Source organism: Burkholderia sp. Ac-20344, from assembly GCF_017104975.1.
Lineage (GTDB): Bacteria > Pseudomonadota > Gammaproteobacteria > Burkholderiales > Burkholderiaceae > Burkholderia.
Map to the genome: position 1 here is coordinate 11,807 of NZ_JAAGPP010000075.1, position 18,316 is coordinate 30,122.

Here is an 18,316-nt window from a genome sequence, read left to right on the forward strand (position 1 = left end):
TCCATTCAGTCAGTCGAAAGACCCATTACTTTCAATGCCTTTTCAAATTCATCGCTCTGCTTTCCCGCGTCCCAAGCCGGATTCGCAGGTTTTCGTCCGAATGCACACTTTTCAAGCCATGTCTGCAACTCATCGTCCGAAAAATACCAAATCAAAAACTGAATAGCGACCACTGCCACGGCGACTTCCCAACCAGTCAAGATCAAAACACCTCGACCGAGGAGCAACAATCCCCCTCGCCAACCGACCGTTATGCCAGCCTCCTCCACCGCTGTACCGACTGCGGTCATGCCAGCCTTCTTTGCCGCACCCTGTCGAGCAAACCACCCGCCGGCCTCCGCAACCTCGGGGGTTGTGAACGATCCGAGTCGGGCGGTCGCACCGGCAATGCCCGCAGCACCTCCCCTTGCCAGAATCACAATACGGCTCCCACTACCAGCAAGACGAGCGAGCAGTGGAGCCGACGATGTCAGAGCGGTAAGAAGGTACGACAGGCCCGTGCCAATACCAAGCGTTGCCTTGACGAAATAAAGGACGGCAATACGGTAATTATTAGTTTTAGCTTTATCGAATCCCTTGTGGAGATCGACAACTCCTTGAATCATCGCCGAAACTCCCCCCAAGAAACTCGTTATCGCTTTCAGATTGCGCAGTGTCTGCGCTGCCTCACTCCCGAACGCCTTGAGCGCCTTCTCCGAAACCGTAAAAACCGCACCCACCACCGACACCCCGGATGCAACCAGCAGCGCATAGTCATCGCTATTTTTGTCCGCTTTGGCAAGCAAGCATCCGAAGTTCAGCATCTCGATTACCACAAGCGTACTAGCCAGCCGGGCATTCAATTGTGTCGACGCTCCCTTTTGCGACTTGCTGACCTCCTCCCACATGTCCGTCAAACTCTTGACACGCTTATCCGATCCTACGGCTTGCAGCGAACGCATATACGCCTGAGGCGGCGGCATACCCTGCTGCCGCAGCTCGCGATAACCCATCTGCAAAGCCAGGCGCATCGCGGGCTCGGCCGCAATCGCGGCCTTGATGAGCTTGAATGTGTCCGCCTGCGCAATCCCGCCTCGTATCATCAACGTGCCACGAATCAGGTACATGCCGACGCTATCAGCCAATTCCGCACTTTTACTCCATTTGAACAGGCCATTGCCCATCGTCACGGCGAGCTGATCGGCATGAACTCCTTTCACCACATACTCCGAACCCGACGCGGCCGTTGTCCCCCGCTTCAGCACATCCGTCATCTTGTCGCAAAACTTCAGGAACGCCTTCGCATTCTTGATGAGATACGATGACACAAAGTCGGCCCAATGGCTGACCTGATCCCCAACACTCGGCGGCTGCGCCTTATATTCAGTAGCCTTCGCCAGCAGCGCCTTGATTTCCTCCTTCTGATCCTGCTGGTTGTACGCATATGCCCGCCAGACCAGACTCGACGGTTGCGTGGGGTCCATGTTGTTGACCAAATCTTCAATCAACTTGGCGCCCTTTTCCTCCGACGGTAAACCCCACAACGCACCATCGATGACGGCGGCAAAGGCCAGCCCATCGTCGAAATCGTTTTCGTGATAATCGTGCAGCGTGACCAGGAACGTCGAGGCCTTCAACCACGCGCCAACATCCGGCGTTCGAATGGCCTGCAACTGGTGCGAGGCCTTCTGCACTGACTCGTACCACGGCCGAAACACGCCCAGCGTGCGTGGGTCGAGTTTGCCGTAATACTTCGGCCAAGCGGCATCGCCTATCTTCTTTGCCTCGGCCGGTGTGATCACTCCAGCGGCTGCAATTTTCTGATCGGACATCGCTTGCTGTTCCGGGGATACAACCAGAGCATCAGGAACCCCGTCTGCAGCATACGGATTATTCTTCATCGCTTCCCAACCGGCCGTCCACGCCGATCGCGAGCGGCTTTTCGACTCGACTGCACCGTTGCGTACCGCTCCTTCCGCAGCAGTAATCGACTCGAGCGCATCGATCTGTCTCACTCGCTCACGCGTGTACGTCAGCAGCCAGCTCCCAGCGTCGTTTCGGAAGCCATTCAATTCATGAACGTTCCCGATACCGTCCCACAATGCCAACAGCATCGGTGGATGATGCTTGCCCTTATCGAGCTGGCCGACGTCGCTCATCACTCTGATCAACGCGTCACTGGCCGACCCAGGAGAAGCCTGACGAATATGCAGCGGGTAACAGGTCGTCTCCTGACGCATTACTTCCGGCTTGTATTTGCCAGTTTCGTCGCTAAGCGTCTGCGTAGGTGGCTGCAACAGTTTGGGATCGAGACCCGGCATATATTCGATGACGTCATCGATGCCTTGTTGGGTTGCAACGACAGCGTGCCCTTGCGCATCGTGGCCGGTCGAGATCCATTTCGACGGTTCGATCCATTGCATACGTTGCTGACGAAGCGTTGCATCTTTCTTGTACAGCTCGAACGTATCGCGATGCCACGCATGCTGCGAAAACGCGATATACACACGGTCGGTACACTTCTCCGGCCTCTCGATCGCAATGATGTCCATCGGCACTGCGATTGCTTTCTTTGCGCACGCGGGATGAGTCGTCGGCTCGGCCGGTAACGGGAGCGACTGCTTCCACAAACGCCCGTCCTCCGTCACGTTGTATGCTTCCCAGTAGTTGCTGCCTCGCGCACCCTTTACGTAGAACAGATACACCCAACCTGCACGCAACGTGCGCACCGCGTATCGGTGTTCCGTAAGTTTGACGTCGGTCACCCCGTGCCCGCCAATGCCAGCTGGCAATTTTGCCGCAACGGTATTCGGCACGACCGTGTACCGAACCGGCAAGATAGGTAGCCCCGTCTTTTCGCAGTTGTCGCACTGGTTTGCTGTATCCATTCGCTCTCTCGATATGGGAGTTAGATTTGTTCTGCTGAGGCTAGGAAGACGAAACGGTCACCGACTCGTCGTACCACATCCCGCGTCGAATCTCTTCGATTTCGTCTTCGCTCAATTCACCGACTGCCGCCGTATAGAACTCGTCCGATGCACGCTGGCGCAATGCGTGCGCAACGCTCGGATGACGATCGAAATATGGATGCCATGTCAGCGCATGACCGATGAATGCGATTTTGTCCTCGCGATCAACAAGTCCATGCTGTTCCGCACGGGTCGCGCTCGCAATCGCAGTCTCCACTTCGCTAGATTGCGGCTGCCGCTGTGTAGCCAGCATATGCAATGCGAGCGCTCGATTAATTAGCCCATGGCGGTGGATGTCAGACCACTGCCTATCAGTCAGATCCAGTTCGGTACGCAACGCAGTTTCCGACGCATAGACACATGGCTTTGCACGTGCATCCAACGCGTGCCAGGCCTTGACCGGGCCCAGCAACGCCCGCTTTTGCCCATCCGACAGAATCGGCCACATCAGGCTCAGCGCACGAGCGTCGTAGAAGCGCAACGCGCATCGGCGCCCCTGATCGTCGATCTGCAGTACGTTATCCGACCAGTATCCGGCGATCTGTTCTAGTGCCGCATCGCTCGCCAACCAGCCTCCAATTCGCTGCCCCAGCCCCTTTGCTACCGCGTCCGGTTGTCGATCCGCGAAGGCTACCCGAACGCTTTCAACCAACAACGCTACACCTTCGGATGTCGATAAATTCAATTCGATCAAATATGGGCAACGATCTCCAGGAAAGGCCTCGTGTGCAATCGTGATGACGGCGCTAGGCTGATCATCGAACGACGGTGCGCCTTCGTCGCTTTGAGGCAACGGACGCTGGCTCGGATCGACAACGAGACAACAGCGCGATTCATTGTGCTGGTCGAAATAGGCACGCAAGACACTCACCATCGAGTCGACGGACTTACGGTTCGCGTCTTCAAGCGGTTCGAACGCTTCCATCCAGTCACTCCAATACGATACTTGACGCGCTATCGGCTGAGGCCGCAGCAGTCTTCCACGAACAGCCCTTCGGCACGCTGGCAATCTGTGCAGGCAGGCGCATCGAAGACGCTCCCGGTTTGTCCCAATTCGCACACTTCTCGAGAATCTGCCCGCTCGTCCCGTTCTCGATCAGATCAGGCGTGATCTTGATGTACGATCCGCCCGCGCCGATCCAGATCTCCTTCTCCGCCGAAATCACGACTTTCCCGTTCGAACTCGTGATCGTCACGTCGTTGAGCGCGGCGAGCTTCATCTCGTCGCTCTGCGCCTGAATTTCGACCTTGCCCTTGGACGCAAAGAGCTTGATCCCTGCGTTCTGCGCGAACAGGCTAATCTTCTCCATTACACTTACGATCAGCGATTTGCCGGCCGCCACGTGCGTGCTCTTACCGCTGACGATATTGACTTGCTGATTGGCCGTCAGTTGTGCTGAATCCTGAGTCGACAGCCCCAAGCCCGCAGGACTCGCCATCAGCATGATCGGTGTCGAAAAGCCATTCGCGTTACCCGTGCCTCCGCCGCCCGTACGACCGCCGCTGCCAGCGCCGCCGCTCACGCTATAGTGCGTCGCATCGGTGAACTTCTTGAGTGCGTCCTGCCCTTCCTGCAAACTTTCGGCCTGATTCGCCGAGCTCGCCTGCGACGTCAAATCCACAACGGTTTCCGCACTGGCTAACTGCTCGGACGCAGCCGTTACGTTCAACGGCTGATTTGCCGCTGTCGGGTGGGTAGATACGAACAAGCCCTGCCCCGCCCGGATGGCGCCGTAGGCGTCTGATTTGAGATCGAACCCGCTCCCGAGGAAAGCACCGCGCGTATTGTCGGTCTGCTGGATCAGGTACCCTAGGTGCAAGTGGGACTGATAGCTGCTCGAGTAAAGGTGAACCCGATTCTGCTGCGTCGAGTCGTCCATTACGAGCTGGTTGTAGCCGGTACCGCCGTACTCACGCGAGCGTTGGCCGGACAGCAAACCATTCGTGTGCCACACCGGCTGCGTAGCCCCCCCGTACATTCTCGCGATGATGACGGGCCGGTCGCAGTCACCTTCCATGAAACCGACGACCACTTCGTCGCCCTTGCGTAGTGGTTGAATCCCACCACGATTGGAGCCGGCATCAAGAAACGTCGGGCGCACCCAGCACGATGCACGTTCATCCTGGCCATTGCGGCGATTCCAGTGGAACCACACCTTCACCCGGTTCAGCGAATCGGTATACACCTCTTCCCCGCTCGGCCCGGCGACGATTGCATTCTGCAACTGCATCACCGGCTTCTTGTGTTCGAACGGGCTACGGAACGGGACGTTGCGCGGTTGCGCCTCGACCACCACCTGAAAGAAACCTTCGCTGCCGTCTGCGTGGCGAACCGTCGCGCCAGCTTTCGCTTGCGCAACTTCCGCAGCCAGTCCGTCGGGAAATTGGTCCGCCTCGTCCAGACCAGGCAGGTTATTGCAAATCAGCCAATCAACCCCGAGCAGAACGAATTCGCGATCCGGTTGACTGCCTGAATCATGCACCGGATGACCACGAAGCTCGAAGCGCCGCCCCGGCATCGCGCAGCGCAAGCCGCCTATTCCATGAAAACGTTTCATCCGCGATTTGCGCTCTTCAAGCCGAACCTGGGCAAGACGCTCACCTTGCTCACGATCCGACCACATGTACGCGCCAGGGTAATCGTAGATTTCCCCATCGGTCGGCAACTCGCCGTTCACATCCGTCACGCCCTGTACCTGCCGAGGGAGATCGGGGCGCTTATAGTCGAACGAGCGCGACGTCAGCTGCGCACTGTCGATCTGAAGCTGCTCCTTCCACTGCGCGAACCCGTCCAGTTCCCCACTGATTTCCGTAGGACCGAACTCGACAACGGGTTGTTTCAGTTGAGGGACGAAATAAACGTCGTCCGTCACAACCATCGTGTGCGATCGGCCATTTTCGGCTTGCTCGAAGTACGGAAATACGCCTACCTCCTCCATGCTGCGATAGACGAAATTCAGGTCGTATTCCCACTGCACGCGATTCGAATAGGACGGCAGCGGCTTGTGCAGATCGACACGGAACGCGCCCCGCGCTTGCGGGTGCTCGTTGAAAACGTCCACCAGAATCTGCTCGCCGTTCTGCTCCTGCCAGTCACGCATGTCGCGGCGCAGGCGCAAGAAATAGAGCCAGGACGAGAACGCCAGTTTGTAAAAAGTCAACGGTCCATCCGCTCCCAGCCGGCTGAACCGGTGAACGTAGCCATGGATCGGCATGTATGAGCCGTCCGTCTGCTGGATCCAGAGCGTGACCGGCTTGGCGAGTAGCGCACTCAGTTCAATCTGGCTACCGCGTGGTGAAACGGCATCAATCACGAATTCGTAATCGCGACCGAGTCGAGCCGTCCCTTTCACATAGAGCGGCAATAACCAGTCGACGCCAAGCGGCGTGTCGAGTTTGACAAGACGATTGTATTGCGCGTCGCCCAGACGCAACGTCTTATAAAGTGCGGTGTGGCCCATGCAGCTTTCCCTTGGTTGGTATTCAGGTGGGGTTTCTGCCGAGGGCTGATTATAAATGCCTTTCGGAACAAGACGATAGGGCACCTCTCGCACCGACCTATCTCAAATAAATTGACGGCCTGACGTTCGGGCGTGAAATTGCCGAAATCTCACAATCTTTCAGGCAAAAAATTCCGATTTTTCGTGAGCCAGATTTTTTAAATCACATATCACTTTCCTGAACACGACCAGCTACGGCCGCTCCGCTGACGCAATCCAATGTCGGCGCATTTTGCTCAGGAGTTTTCGTGAATCCCACGCTCTACCTCGTCATCCAAATCGGCCTCGGGCTCGTTCTCGTCGCCATGTTCGGGTTCGGCTTCTACTGGTTGACAACGAAGGACCGTCCTGCCCGTCCAAACTCGTCGACACCGCCTACTTCCCCAGCCCCTATTCCGGTCGATGAATTCGACGAATGGGAAGCGTACGCGCCTTACCACGATCACGTTTTCCACGCCGCGCAAGAAGCCAGCGCCGAATCGGGCGATAGCTACCCTCCGTTCAGTCGGCGCGAAGAATCCGCCTACGCATCCCCCGTGACCGAAGCTCGCCACGACCTGCACGACGCGATCGAATCGCTGATGGGCGAACCGGGTAAGCCCGATCCAACTCCGGCCAAGGCCGCCGCGCTCGCTGGCGCGGAGACCGGTGCGGTCGTTGGCTCGATCGCCGGGCCACTCGGCACGGTCTTCGGCGGACTCGCCGGTGCTGTGATTGCCGGCCTCGTCGGCAGCACCGCGGGCTGCGCGGCCGGGTCCGCTGTCGGCGCAGCAATCGATGACAGCGTTTTGGACAACCACGTCTGTCTCGCGTGCGGCCACGCCTTCAGTGCCTCACTGAGCTGAACGGCTCGCCTCCCTCTCGTCATCCTCCCCCGACTCCCTTTCCGTCCGGCGCTCGCCGGACTGTATGCCCTCGTCTATTTTCAAGGAGCAACCATGCATCTCGTTCAATCGATGGCCTACGCAGGTGCCGAACCCTGGCACGGTCTTGGAAACAAGCTCGCCCCGAAACAACCGCTCGAAGTCTGGAGGCGTGCCGCCGGCATGGACTGGCGGATCGAAGAAGCCGAAGTTCGTTTCGTCGCTGCAGGCAATCGTAGTGTCGGCTCGATCCACGCGTTTCCGGAACAGAAGGTGCTGTACCGATCCGACAACAAAGCACCGTTGTCCGTCGTGTCGGCGCGCTATCAAGTCGTGCAGCCTGAAGAGATTCTGGAGTTCTATCGCGATCTGACGGAAATCGGCGGGTTCCAGCTCGAGACGGCCGGTGTGTTGAAAGAAGGCCGCAAGCTCTGGGCGCTCGCACGCACGGGGCAGTCCGGCAGTCTCAAAGGCAAGGATGAGGTCAACGGCTACCTCCTGCTTGCGACGGCCTGCGACGGCACGCTCGCCACCACGGCACAATTCACATCGGTACGTGTCGTCTGCAACAATACGTTGCAAATCGCCCTGGGGAACAGTGCTGGCGCGATCAAGGTGTCGCACCGCTCTCAGTTTGATGCCACCGCCGTGAAGCGCCAGCTCGGCATCGCCGTCTCCACCTGGGACGCGTTCATGGTTCGCACCAAGGCGCTCTCCGAACGCAAGGTGACGGACTCGGCGGCCGAAGCGTTCCTGCGCCGCGTACTGACCTACTCGACCGCCAATCTCCCCGATCGCGACACGGTTGCCGTCAACGAGCGCGCAATCAAGGCAGTGGGGCAGCTCTATGCCGGACGCGGGAAAGGTTCGGATCTGGCGTCTGCGTCAGGTACGGCGTGGGGATTGCTCAACGCAGTCACCGAGTACGTGGATCATCATCGCCGCGCACGTAGTGACGATCACCGCCTCGATGCAGCCTGGTTCGGCGCGGGTGCAACGCTCAAGGAGCGTGCCTGGGACGAGGCGATGAAGCTTGTCGCATGACCAAGCCGACTTCGCCTCTGGCCGTCGACATGCGAATTCAGATTCCGCGCGGAGCAGGGTTACGGTTCGGCGGCCGTTACGTCACGATTCTGCAAATCAAACCTCAGGGTACGACTGTCCACCTCGGAAACGGCAAGCTCGTGACATTCGCGCACGACGCATTGCAAGACGCCCTTCGCCGTATCGGTTCCGAATAGCTCGCGTCCCCCCTCACCTCTCGCCCGGTCAGATTCGCTCTGCCGGGCTTTTTTGTTTTCGGAGTAAACCATGACGACACCTCACCCTGAACCACCCCGTGCACGTAAGCCCGCACTGAAGCTCGTCAAGACGCAAGAACTAAGTCGCGACGACTGGCTCGCCGTGCGCAGAACCGGCATCGGCGGATCGGATGCCGCCGCTGCGGTCGGCCTCAACCCCTACATGAGCGCACTGGAATTGTGGCTCGACAAAACCGGTCGTGCCGACGGCCTTCCTCGTCCCGATCCGGACGATACGACGTCGCCGACGTATTGGGGAACGCTACTAGAGCCGATCGTAGCAGCGTCGTACACGAAGCAGACCGGCAACCGGGTTCGGCGCGTGAACGCCGTGCTGCGGCATCCCTCGATCCCGTTCATGCTCGCGAACATCGATCGCGAGATCGTCGGCGCTCCGGACGTACAGATTCTGGAATGGAAATCGGATGGCGGGGCCCGCGGGCGCGGAACCGGATGTCGAACGGAATCGGTGGTCGGCCATTGTCGCATGCCCCGTTGCCGATTCAGCCTATTCGTCGCCCGACAGCCCGTTACCCTCTTCGAAACGCGTGACGCCCTTCAGCGCGCGCAGCTTGTCGCAGATCGCCTGGTATTCGAGTTCCGACACCCGCGCGAGCGCGATACGCACCTCGTCGTGCTCGCCCGTGTCGTCGGCGCGCTGCACGATGAACTGCTTCACGCGCGCACTGTCCGGGCCGAGCGCCGCGTGCAGCGAATCGAACGTCAGCGCGCCGCTCACGACCGTCAGCGCGACCTGGCGCCGCTGGCGCACCGTGAAGTAGCGCCGCTCCAGCGGCTTGATGCCGGCCAGGATGATCAGGATGATGATCGTCGCCGAAATCGCCGCGACGTAGAGCCCGCCGCCCACCGCGAGACCGATCGCGGCGACCGACCACAGGCTCGCGGCCGTCGTCAGCCCGCGCACGATCTCGCCGCGTAGCAGGATCGAGCCCGCGCCGAGGAAGCCGATGCCCGACACGACCTGCGCGGCGATCCGCGACGGATCGAGCACGATGTGCTCGCTGCTGCCGAGCACGTCGGCGAACCCGAACGCCGACACGATCATGATCAACGTCGAACCGACGCAAACGAGCATGTGCGTGCGCAGGCCGGCCGCCCACGACAGGCGCTCGCGCTCGAAGCCGATGACGCTGCCGAGCGCCGCCGCGAGAACGAGCCGCATCACGAGTTCCAGGTTGCTCAGCATGCGATTTATCTCCTTTTTTTGGTGCCGGCCGTGCGGAATGTTTTATCCTTGGCCTCGGCCGCGCCGATCCTCCGGGCCGCGCCGACACGTTTCGAACCCAGCGCTCAACCCCGTCATGTCCGTTTTCGACTCCGCTTCCGCCCAGGCCGCCCAGCTGCGCCACCATTTCGCGCACGTCGTCTTGCCGATCTGGCGGGGTTCAGGGTTCGACCACACATTACAACTGCCGTTCGAAGCCGTCGATCCGGCCACCCACGCGCCGCTGCCCGTGAGCCGTTATCGCGCAATGGCCTGCGCCCGGCAACTGTTCGTGTTCGCGCAGGCCCGCGACACCGCGCACGCGGCCACGCTGTTCGATGCGCTGGGCCGGCGCTTTCGCGATACACGCCACGGTGGCTGGATCTACAGCGTGGACGCGCAGGGCGCGCCGCTCGACACGACCAAGGATCTCTACACGCACGCCTTCATCGTATTCGCGTGTGCCGCGTGGTATGCGGCATCGGGCGACGCCGCCGCGCGCCAGGCGGCCGAGGAGACCGCCGCGCTGATTCAGGACCGTTTCGCGCCGCGCGCCGGCGATGCGCTGCTCGACGCGGCGCGCCACGCCGATTTCTCGTCATCCGGCAGCGGGGCGCTGCAGAATCCGCTGATGCACCTGACCGAAGCGTGGCTTGCGGCTGCCGATGCATTCGGCGATACGGCATTCGACGACGCGCTCGCGCACACCGCGCAAGCCGTCGAGCGCACGTTCGTCGACACCGTGACCGGCTGCGTGGCCGAGCTGCCGCTCGGCGCGGCAGACAACCGTTTCGAGCCCGGCCATCAGTTCGAGTGGTTCTACCTGGTCGATGCGGCCGGCGCGCGGCTCGCGCAGACCGGGCTCCCCGGCGCGCTGGCGCGCGCGTTCGCGTTCGCGGAGCAATACGGCGTCGATGCGCAGACAGGCGGCGTCTGCGCGTCGCTCGACGCGCAAGGCGCGTGCATCGACGGCGCGCAGCGGATCTGGGCGCAGACCGAATACCTGCGCGCGCTCGCGACGCACGGCGGCACGCCGGCCTCCGCGCCGCTCGCGCGGCAGATCGAACGCTTCGCCGCGCGTTTCCTGCATCCGCGCGGCTGGTTCGAGTGCAAGACGGCGGACGGGCAGGTGTCGCGTGCCGACATGCCGTCGACGACGCCCTACCACCTCGCGACCGCCTACGCGGCGCTGCCGGCCGCTTCGTAACCCGTCCCGGCGGCCGACAGCGCCGCGCGTTCGCCGCGTGCGGCGCGGCCATCGCCCAGTTCGAACACCGACACCGCCTGCATCAGGTGCGCGGTCTGGTCGTTCAGCGACGCGGCCGCCGCCGCGACCTCCTCCACCAGCGCCGCGTTCTGCTGCGTGAGCTGATCCATCTGCGTGACGGCCTGGTTCACCTGCTCGATCCCGACGCTCTGCTCGACCGATGCCGCGGTGATCTCGGACATCGTCTGCACGACGCGCGTGATCGACGCCGACACCGTGCGCATCGCGTCGCCGGCGCGCTCGACGAGTTCCGCCCCGCCGTTGATCTGCGCGACCGAATCCTCGATCAGCGCCTTGATCTCCTTCGCCGATTGCGCGCTGCGCTGCGCGAGCGAGCGCACTTCGCCCGCGACGACCGCAAAGCCGCGCCCCTGTTCGCCGGCGCGCGCGGCTTCCACGGCTGCGTTCAGCGCAAGGATGTTGGTCTGGAACGCGATGCCGTCGATCACCGAGATGATCTCCGCGATCCGCCCCGAGCTCTGCGCGATGCCGCGCATCCGGTCGATCACGTTGTCGACCACGCCGCCGCCGTGGCTCGTCGCCTCGAGCGCCGCGTCGGCCAGCGCGCTCGCCGCGCGTGCGCTGTCGGTGTTCTGCCGGACGGTCGCCGTCAGTTCCTCCATGCTCGCGGCCGTTTCCTCGAGCGACGCGGCCTGGGTGCCGGTGCGCGCCGACAGGTCGGCGTTGCCGCCCGCGATCTCGCCCGCGCCGAGGTGGATCGCGTCGGACGCGTGGCGCACCGTGCGCACGGTGCCCGCGATGCTCGTCTGCATCGCGGCAAGGCTGCGCAGCATCCGGTCGATCTCGAACACGCCGCCCGCCCGCACGACTTCATCGAGCCGGCCCTGCGCGATCCGCTCGAAATGGCGGCCGGCTTCTTCCAGCGGCGCGACGACCACGCGCCGCGCGGCCGCGTAGATCGCCGCGCTCGCCACGAGCATCGCCACCAGCAGCACGATGCCGACCGACTTGAACCAGAGCATGCCGCCGTCGATCGTGTCGAGCGCCGTGCGGCTCGATGCGCCGCCGTAGTCGGTGAAGCGGCGCAACTCGGCGATATAGGCGTCCTGGATGCTCTGCGTCGGCTGATCGAGGAATGCCTGGATGTTGTCGGCGTCGAGGAACTGCACGAGTTCGCCCAGCGCGCCGCGCAGCGCACGATAGCGCTCGACGAGCGCCGCGACGCGCGCGCGGTTGGTATCGTCGACCGGCTGCGCAGCCGTCAGCGCGGCGAACGCCTTGTCCGCCTCCGCGAGCGACGCGCCGGCATGGCGGATGATGTCTTCCGGCTTCGGGCCGCCGCGCACCATCCGCGTGCCGGCGCGCGACAGGTTGATACGCGCGTCGAGCAGCTGCTGGGTCGCCTGGCTGGCCGCATCGACCTGCGTGATCGCGATGTTCGACAGATCGTCGACGCCGCTGCGCGTCGACTTGAGCGCCCAGAAGCCGAGCGCCTCGATCGCGAACAGGAACAGGCAGAACACGGTCAACACGCCGAGCAGACCCGACGCGAGCTTGATTTTTCCGAACATGGGGGAGATTCCTGGAAAGCGGACGATGAGGCAATGCCCCGGCATTAGCGGCATTTCTTCGTCGGACTTTAGGAACGGATGGCGGCAACGCGCACGTTGCCCGCGCATTTCCGCGGAATGGCCCGCAAACAGGGATATCTCTGGCATTCGACGCAATAATCGCGTCGCATCGCGCCAGAATTTGCAGGAAACGCGGACGAATTTCCTTGCTTATCCGCATCCCCCTTCCTAGAGTTCAGCGCAAGCGGGCACTCATTTCGAGGGAAGTTCGATGACCGACATCACGGATCACGCGCGCGGCGCATTGCGTGCGCAACCGTTCAGCATGCTGCTGGGCACGGAGCTGATGCACATCGGCGACAACGAGGTGTCGCTGTGCCTGCCCGTGCGCGAGGAACTGCGGCAGCAGCACGGTTTCGTGCACGGCGGCGTCATCAGCTATCTCGCGGACAACGCGCTGACGTTCGCCGGCGCGCTGGCGCTCGGCCCGCGCGTGATCACCGCCGAATACAAGATCAACTACCTGCGGCCGGCCGTGAACGGCACGCTCGTCGCCCGCGGGAAGCTCATTTACGCGGGCCGGAATCATGCGACCTGCCAGTGTCATGTGTTCGTCATCGACGGCGATCACGAGCGGCTCGTCGCGATCGCGCAGGGCACGATCAACCGCGTCGGCGACGGCAAGATGCCGGATGCGCCGGAGGAGACGGCGTGAGCGGCCGGCAGCCGGTTTCGCGCTAACCCGCCCCGTCCCCCGTCAACGGCAGAAACCGCGGCGCCACGCGCGCCCGCACGTTGCCGTTCTCATCCGTACGATAGATCCCGCGTGCCGCGTTGTGCGGATGCGCGGCCGCGTCGGCCACGCTCAGCAGCGGCGCAAAACACACATCGGTCCCCTCCAGCAGCGCGCACCAGTGCGCGGACGGCTGCTGCGCGAACACGTCGGCGAAGCGTGCCTTCAGCGCGGGCCAGCGCGCGCGGTCGTACTGCGACGCCGGATCGACGTCGGTCAGCCCGAGCCGCTCGACCAGCAGCGCATAGAACGGCGGCTCCAGCGCGCCGATCGTCACGCATTCGCCATCCGCGCAGCGGTACACGTCGTAGAACGGCGCGTCGTGAAAGAGGCTCGGCTGCGCGCCGTCGAGTTGCCCGTTCGCGCGCGCCCACAGCGCCAGCGAACCGAGCATCGACACGATGTCGACGATCGCGCCGTCGACCACGCGCCCAGGGCCGCCGCCGCGCACGTCGAGCAACGCGCAGACGATTCCGAACGCGAGCCCGAGCGCGCCGCCCGCGTCGCCGACGACGGTCGGCGGCAACCCCGGCCGGCCGTCGCGCGGTGCAGACAGCGACAGCAGCCCCGTCAACGCGACGTAGTTCAAGTCGTGTCCGGCCGCGGCCGCGAGGGGGCCGTGCTGGCCCCAGCCGGTCATCCGGCCGTACACGAGCGTCGGATTGCGGCGTGCGCAATCGTCAGGCCCGAGGCCGAGCCGCTCCATCACGCCGGGGCGCAAGCCCTCGATCAGCGCGTCGGCCTGCGCGATCAGGTCGAGCGCGGCAGCGCGGCCGGCCGGCGCCTTCAGGTCGAGTTCGACGATCGTCTTGCCTTCGCGCAGCAGATCGCCGTCTCGGGCCCGCAGCGCGTCCGGCGCACTGGTGCGGCCGGACGGGCGCGCGATCAGTGTGATCCGCGCACCCATTCCGGCGAGCATCCAGCCCGCGAGCGGGCCGGGGCCGAGACCTTCGAATTCGACGATGTGGATGCCGGAAAGCGGCGTGTTCAATGGCATGGCGACCTCGCTGAAATGCAGCCGGGACAGGAGCAACGAAACCTCCCGATTCTATGCGAATGCCTGTGCACGCCAGCCCCGGCCGGCTAGCCTGCCGCGGCATCCGGCCCCTGCCCGGCCAGCGTCTCCCGCATCGCCCGCACGATCGCGTCGCGCTGCGCGTCGATCCGCTCGACCGGCCCGGCCACACCCATGGCCAGCGGCAGGCCGTTCCAGCCGTCCGCGATCACCATCGAGATCATCGCGGCGCCCTGCGTGACCGTATGCGCCGAATAGGAATAGCCGAACCGGCGCGTCTGTTCGACCTTGTCGAGCACGACATCCTCGTCGATCGTCCGGCCCGACTTGCCGAGCCGGCGGATGCTGCGCGACACGAGCCGGCGGATCGCGCTGTCCGGCTGCAGGCTCAATAGTGCCCAGCCGAGGCTCGACATGCAGATCTCGCGACGCGTACCGATCGGTGCGTAGAACTGGATCGGAATCGTATGCGCGCCCTCGACCGCATCGATGTACTGCACGTACAAGTCGCTCTGCACCGCGGTCACGACGGCCTCCCGCGTGCGGACCGCCAGCCGCTTGGCGACGGCATGCCAGTGCCGCCGGCTGCCTGCCGTCGAATCGACGAGCGCTTCGCCGAGATTGACGAGCCGCGCAGTGGGCGCATACGTATGGGTGGCGTCGTCGTACGCGAGATAGCCGAGCGCCTTCATGCTGGTCAGCAACGCCGCCGCACTCGAGCCCGGATAGCCGCAGCGCGTGGCGATCTCCCGCACGGTCAGCGGCCGCTGCAATGCGCTGAACAGCTCCAGCACTTCGAACACGCGCGCCGCGCTCTTGACCACGTTTCCGCTCATCCCGTCGTCTCCTCACGCCACCGGGCGAGCCCTCCACATATGTGGAACGGAATTTCCCGCCGCCAACCGTCGTGACGATACTAGGCTTCGGCCCGCGGCGTGAAGCCCCGCGGGACAGAACTCTCGGAGACACCATGACAGCCTTTCTGATCCGTGAACGGCAGGGACCGATCCTGACCGTCACGATGAACCGTCCGGAAACTCGCAACGCCATTTCGGACATCGATGCGATCGACGCGCTGACCGAATGCTGCGACGACGCGAACCGCGACGAATCGATCCGCGTGCTGGTCCTGACCGGCGCCGGCACGACGTTCTCGTCGGGCGGCAACGTGAAGGCGATGCGCGCGTTCATGGAATCGGACCCGCACGACCTCGCGGCGATCCGGACGCGCTATCGCCGCGGCATCCAGCGGCTGGCGCATGCATTCCAGCATCTCGAAGTGCCGGCCATCGCGGCGATCAACGGTCCGGCCATCGGCGCCGGCACCGACCTCGCGTGCATGTGCGACATCCGCATCGCCGCCGAGCACGCCCGCTTCGCCGAGAGCTTCATCGCCCTCGGCCTCGTGCCCGGCGACGGCGGCGCGTGGTTTCTGCCGCAGATCGTCGGCGCCGCCGTCGCCGCGGAAATGTCGTTCACGGGCGATGCGCTGGACGCACAGGCCGCGCTGCGCTGCGGGCTCGTGTCGCGCGTCGTTCCCGATGGCGACCTCCTGGCATACGCGCACGAACTGGCCGGCCGCATCGCCCGGCATTCGGGCACCGCGCTGCGCCTGACCAAGCGGCTGCTGCGCGAAGGCCGCCACGCGAGCCTCGACACGCTGCTCGACCTGTCGGCGTCGTACCAGGCGTTCGCGCACGCCACCCCCGAACACCGCGAAGCCGTGAATGCACTGTTCGCCGCGCGCGGTTGAAACCGCGACGCATCGCATGCCGGCATGCCGGCCAGCCGAATCCCACATCGAAGGAAACATCGTCATGACAAGCAGTCACGAAGGCGCACTCGCAGGCGTGCGCGTGGTCGACCTGAGCCGCGTCTACGCCGGGCCGTTCTGCGCGCAGACGCTCGCCGACCACGGCGCGGACGTCATCAAGATCGAACCGCCGCAGGGCGACGAAACGCGCGACTGGGGGCCCGCGATGCCGAACGGTATCTCCAGCTACTACTGGGGGCTCAACCGCAACAAGCGCAATCTCGCGCTCGACCTGTCGCATCCGGACGGGCGCGACGTGCTGTTCCGCCTGCTCGACACGGCCGACGTGCTGATCGACAACTTCAAGCAGGGCACGCTCGAACGCTGGGGCATCGGCTACGAAGACTGCCTGCGCGAGCGCTTCCCGCGCCTCGTCCACTGCTCGATCTCCGGATACGGCACCGACGGCCCGCTGGCGCGGTTTCCGGGCTACGACGCCGTCGCGCAGGGTCTCGCCGGCTTCATGTCGATCAACGGCGAACCGGGCGGCATGCCGCTGAAGGTACCGTTCCCGGTCGTCGACTACGCGGCGGGCCTGAGCGCCGTGTCGAGCGTCCTGCTCGCGCTGGTCGAACGGACCCGCTCCGGTCTCGGGCAGCACGTCGACATCGACCTGTTCAGCACCGCGCTGTCGATGCTGCATCCGGTCAGCACGACCTGGATGGCGACCGGCGACGTGCCCGTCGCGACCGGCAACGTGTATGGCGCGATCGCGCCGTACGGCGTCTATCCGTGCAAGGACAAGCCGATCTCGACCGGCGCCGGCAACAACCGCACGTTCGCGCGGCTCGTCGAAACGCTCGGCGTGCCCGAGCTGGCGCGCGATCCCCGGTTCGCGACCAACGCGAAGCGCGTCGCGCATCGCGATGCGCTCGATACGCTGCTCGGCCAGCTGACCGCCGAACTGCATGCCGACGACATCGTCGAGCGGCTGCTGAACGCCGGCGTCGCGACGGGCCCGGTGAACACCGTCGCCGATGCGTTCGGCCACCCGCAAGCCGCGCACAACGCGATGTTCGTCCAGACCGACACGTACACCGGCGCGGGCGTCCCCGCCAAACTCTCGCGCACGCCCGGATCGATACGCCGGCCGCCCCGGCCGTTCGCCGCCGACACCGACACCGTGCTCGACGCGCTCGGCATCGACGCGCCGCGCCGGGACGCGCTGCGGCAAGCGGGCGTGCTCCACGACACGCGTGCGGACGCCACCGGGAGCGCGTCATGACCCCATCCGGCGCGTTCTCTTCGCTGACGGGCGACGACGCCCCGTCGATCCTGCGCAACGACGAAAGCGGCATCGCGTGGCTGACGATCCGTCGACCGCACGTCGCCAATGCACTGTCCGCCGAAGCGATCCGGCTGCTGTGCGACGAACTCGTCACGCTCGACGACAACCCGTCGATCCGCGTCATCGTGATCCGCGGCGCGGGCGAACGCGCGTACAGCGCGGGCGTCGATCTCGGCGACCCCGAGATGCGCGGCATGCAGCCGATGCGCGGGCTCGCACGCAACGTGCACGAGCTGATCCTCGAGCTGCGCAAGCCGACCATCGCGGCGATCAACGGCTACGCGATCGGCGGCGGCTTCGAGATCGCGCTCGCGTGCGACCTGCGGATCGCCGCCGACCACGCGTACTTCGCATTGCCCGAAGCGCGCGTCGGCATGGGCGCGAACTTCGCGAGCGTGCTGCTGCCGCGCATGCTGCCGCGTGCGATCGCGATGGAGCTGTTGTTCACGGGCCGCCGCTTCGACGCGGACGAGGCGCAGCGCGCCGGGTTGCTGAACCGCGTCGTCCCCGGCGCCGCACTCGACGACACCGTGCGCGAACTGGCGCAGACGATCGCCGGGAACGCGCCGCTCACGATCCGCCGCATCAAGGAAACCGCGACACGCAGCCAGGGGCTGCCGGTAGCCGCTGCGCTGCGGCTGGACGTCGGCCCCGACGTCTATGCGAGCGAAGACCGGATCGAGGGCGCCCGCGCGTTCCTCGAGAAGCGCAAGCCGGTGTTCAAGGGACGCTGAGCCCGGCGCAGCACCGCGGCATCACGCGCGCAACCGC

15 protein-coding genes and 1 pseudogene are annotated in these 18,316 nt (G+C 64.1%); 9 read left to right on the forward strand and 7 right to left on the reverse strand.

Features of this window, described 5'->3' with window-relative positions:
- Nucleotides 1-5 precede the first annotated feature (5 nt).
- Genes G3N64_RS22540 through G3N64_RS22550 form a run of 3 tightly spaced genes read right to left on the reverse strand, consistent with a single transcriptional unit; the run spans nt 6 to nt 6,409 of the window.
- A complete protein-coding gene (locus tag G3N64_RS22540; protein WP_205785890.1) occupies nt 6-2,867 on the reverse strand; it encodes a T6SS effector BTH_I2691 family protein in 2,862 nt (953 codons plus the stop codon).
- 40 nt (nt 2,868-2,907) lie between these two features.
- Entirely contained in the window at nt 2,908-3,873 is a 966-nt protein-coding gene (locus tag G3N64_RS22545; RefSeq protein ID WP_205785891.1) for a DUF4123 domain-containing protein, read from the reverse strand.
- Between the two features lie 4 nt (nt 3,874-3,877).
- Nucleotides 3,878-6,409: a type VI secretion system Vgr family protein gene (locus tag G3N64_RS22550; protein WP_205785892.1), complete on the reverse strand. Its 2,532-nt coding sequence runs from the start codon at nt 6,407-6,409 to the stop codon at nt 3,878-3,880.
- 287 nt (nt 6,410-6,696) lie between these two features.
- On the opposite strand from G3N64_RS22550, the gene G3N64_RS39865 reads away from it, so the two are divergent.
- The 4 genes and pseudogenes from G3N64_RS39865 to G3N64_RS22570 form a co-directional block, all read left to right on the forward strand.
- Complete coding sequence (locus G3N64_RS39865; protein WP_346778834.1) at nt 6,697-7,293, forward strand: hypothetical protein; 597 nt, start codon at nt 6,697-6,699, stop codon at nt 7,291-7,293.
- A 93-nt stretch (nt 7,294-7,386) separates the two neighbouring features.
- Nucleotides 7,387-8,355, forward strand: a complete 969-nt coding sequence (locus G3N64_RS22560; RefSeq protein WP_205785893.1) for a DUF932 domain-containing protein — start codon at nt 7,387-7,389, stop codon at nt 8,353-8,355.
- Nucleotides 8,352-8,552 carry a hypothetical protein gene (locus tag G3N64_RS22565; protein ID WP_205785914.1) on the forward strand — a complete coding sequence of 67 codons (201 nt, stop codon included), beginning with the start codon at nt 8,352-8,354 and terminating at the stop codon, nt 8,550-8,552. Before G3N64_RS22560 ends, G3N64_RS22565 begins: the two co-directional genes overlap by 4 nt.
- 70 nt (nt 8,553-8,622) lie before the next feature.
- Nucleotides 8,623-9,051 (forward strand): annotated as a pseudogene (locus G3N64_RS22570) (YqaJ viral recombinase family protein); the annotation flags it as partial.
- Nucleotides 9,052-9,120: 69 nt separating this feature from the next.
- Here G3N64_RS22570 and G3N64_RS22575 read toward each other — a convergent pair.
- Nucleotides 9,121-9,819 (reverse strand): MgtC/SapB family protein, encoded by a 699-nt coding sequence (locus G3N64_RS22575; protein ID WP_205785894.1) that lies wholly within the window; start codon nt 9,817-9,819, stop codon nt 9,121-9,123.
- Nucleotides 9,820-9,934: 115 nt separating this feature from the next.
- On the opposite strand from G3N64_RS22575, the gene G3N64_RS22580 reads away from it, so the two are divergent.
- Entirely contained in the window at nt 9,935-11,044 is a 1,110-nt protein-coding gene (locus G3N64_RS22580; RefSeq protein ID WP_205785895.1) for an AGE family epimerase/isomerase, read from the forward strand.
- On the opposite strand, the gene G3N64_RS22585 is transcribed toward G3N64_RS22580, so the two are convergent.
- Entirely contained in the window at nt 11,017-12,636 is a 1,620-nt protein-coding gene (locus G3N64_RS22585; protein ID WP_205785896.1) for a methyl-accepting chemotaxis protein, read from the reverse strand. The genes G3N64_RS22580 and G3N64_RS22585 overlap by 28 nt on opposite strands.
- A 271-nt stretch (nt 12,637-12,907) precedes the next feature.
- Between G3N64_RS22585 and G3N64_RS22590 the strand changes: the two genes are divergently transcribed.
- Entirely contained in the window at nt 12,908-13,351 is a 444-nt protein-coding gene (locus G3N64_RS22590) for a PaaI family thioesterase (protein WP_205785897.1), read from the forward strand.
- Nucleotides 13,352-13,373: 22 nt separating this feature from the next.
- Here G3N64_RS22590 and G3N64_RS22595 read toward each other — a convergent pair whose 3' ends face one another.
- Entirely contained in the window at nt 13,374-14,426 is a 1,053-nt protein-coding gene (locus tag G3N64_RS22595) for a CaiB/BaiF CoA-transferase family protein (protein ID WP_205785898.1), read from the reverse strand.
- An 86-nt stretch (nt 14,427-14,512) separates the two neighbouring features.
- On the reverse strand, nt 14,513-15,280 hold the full coding sequence (locus G3N64_RS22600) for a helix-turn-helix domain-containing protein (protein WP_205785899.1): 768 nt from the start codon (nt 15,278-15,280) through the stop codon (nt 14,513-14,515).
- A gap of 134 nt (nt 15,281-15,414) precedes the next feature.
- Between G3N64_RS22600 and G3N64_RS22605 the strand changes: the two genes are divergently transcribed.
- From G3N64_RS22605 to G3N64_RS22615, 3 genes are all read left to right on the forward strand, one after another.
- A complete protein-coding gene (locus G3N64_RS22605) occupies nt 15,415-16,197 on the forward strand; it encodes a crotonase/enoyl-CoA hydratase family protein (RefSeq protein ID WP_205785900.1) in 783 nt (260 codons plus the stop codon).
- 64 nt (nt 16,198-16,261) lie between these two features.
- Complete coding sequence (locus G3N64_RS22610; RefSeq protein WP_205785901.1) at nt 16,262-17,482, forward strand: CoA transferase; 1,221 nt, start codon at nt 16,262-16,264, stop codon at nt 17,480-17,482.
- Nucleotides 17,479-18,279 carry an enoyl-CoA hydratase-related protein gene (locus G3N64_RS22615; protein WP_205785902.1) on the forward strand — a complete coding sequence of 267 codons (801 nt, stop codon included), beginning with the start codon at nt 17,479-17,481 and terminating at the stop codon, nt 18,277-18,279. Before G3N64_RS22610 ends, G3N64_RS22615 begins: the two co-directional genes overlap by 4 nt.
- Nucleotides 18,280-18,316: the final 37 nt, after the last annotated feature.

Excerpts from the sequence above, each read along its gene's own strand:
- G3N64_RS22540 (WP_205785890.1), bottom strand. The coding sequence starts at position 2,867 with ATGGATACAGCAAACCAGTGCGACAACTGCGAAAAGACGGGGCTACCT.
- G3N64_RS22545 (WP_205785891.1), bottom strand. The coding sequence starts at position 3,873 with ATGGAAGCGTTCGAACCGCTTGAAGACGCGAACCGTAAGTCCGTCGAC.
- G3N64_RS22550 (WP_205785892.1), bottom strand. The coding sequence starts at position 6,409 with ATGGGCCACACCGCACTTTATAAGACGTTGCGTCTGGGCGACGCGCAA.
- G3N64_RS22560 (WP_205785893.1), top strand. The coding sequence starts at position 7,387 with ATGCATCTCGTTCAATCGATGGCCTACGCAGGTGCCGAACCCTGGCAC.
- G3N64_RS22565 (WP_205785914.1), top strand. The coding sequence starts at position 8,352 with ATGACCAAGCCGACTTCGCCTCTGGCCGTCGACATGCGAATTCAGATT.
- G3N64_RS22575 (WP_205785894.1), bottom strand. The coding sequence starts at position 9,819 with ATGCTGAGCAACCTGGAACTCGTGATGCGGCTCGTTCTCGCGGCGGCG.
- G3N64_RS22580 (WP_205785895.1), top strand. The coding sequence starts at position 9,935 with ATGTCCGTTTTCGACTCCGCTTCCGCCCAGGCCGCCCAGCTGCGCCAC.
- G3N64_RS22585 (WP_205785896.1), bottom strand. The coding sequence starts at position 12,636 with ATGTTCGGAAAAATCAAGCTCGCGTCGGGTCTGCTCGGCGTGTTGACC.
- G3N64_RS22590 (WP_205785897.1), top strand. The coding sequence starts at position 12,908 with ATGACCGACATCACGGATCACGCGCGCGGCGCATTGCGTGCGCAACCG.
- G3N64_RS22595 (WP_205785898.1), bottom strand. The coding sequence starts at position 14,426 with ATGCCATTGAACACGCCGCTTTCCGGCATCCACATCGTCGAATTCGAA.
- G3N64_RS22600 (WP_205785899.1), bottom strand. The coding sequence starts at position 15,280 with ATGAGCGGAAACGTGGTCAAGAGCGCGGCGCGCGTGTTCGAAGTGCTG.
- G3N64_RS22605 (WP_205785900.1), top strand. The coding sequence starts at position 15,415 with ATGACAGCCTTTCTGATCCGTGAACGGCAGGGACCGATCCTGACCGTC.
- G3N64_RS22610 (WP_205785901.1), top strand. The coding sequence starts at position 16,262 with ATGACAAGCAGTCACGAAGGCGCACTCGCAGGCGTGCGCGTGGTCGAC.
- G3N64_RS22615 (WP_205785902.1), top strand. The coding sequence starts at position 17,479 with ATGACCCCATCCGGCGCGTTCTCTTCGCTGACGGGCGACGACGCCCCG.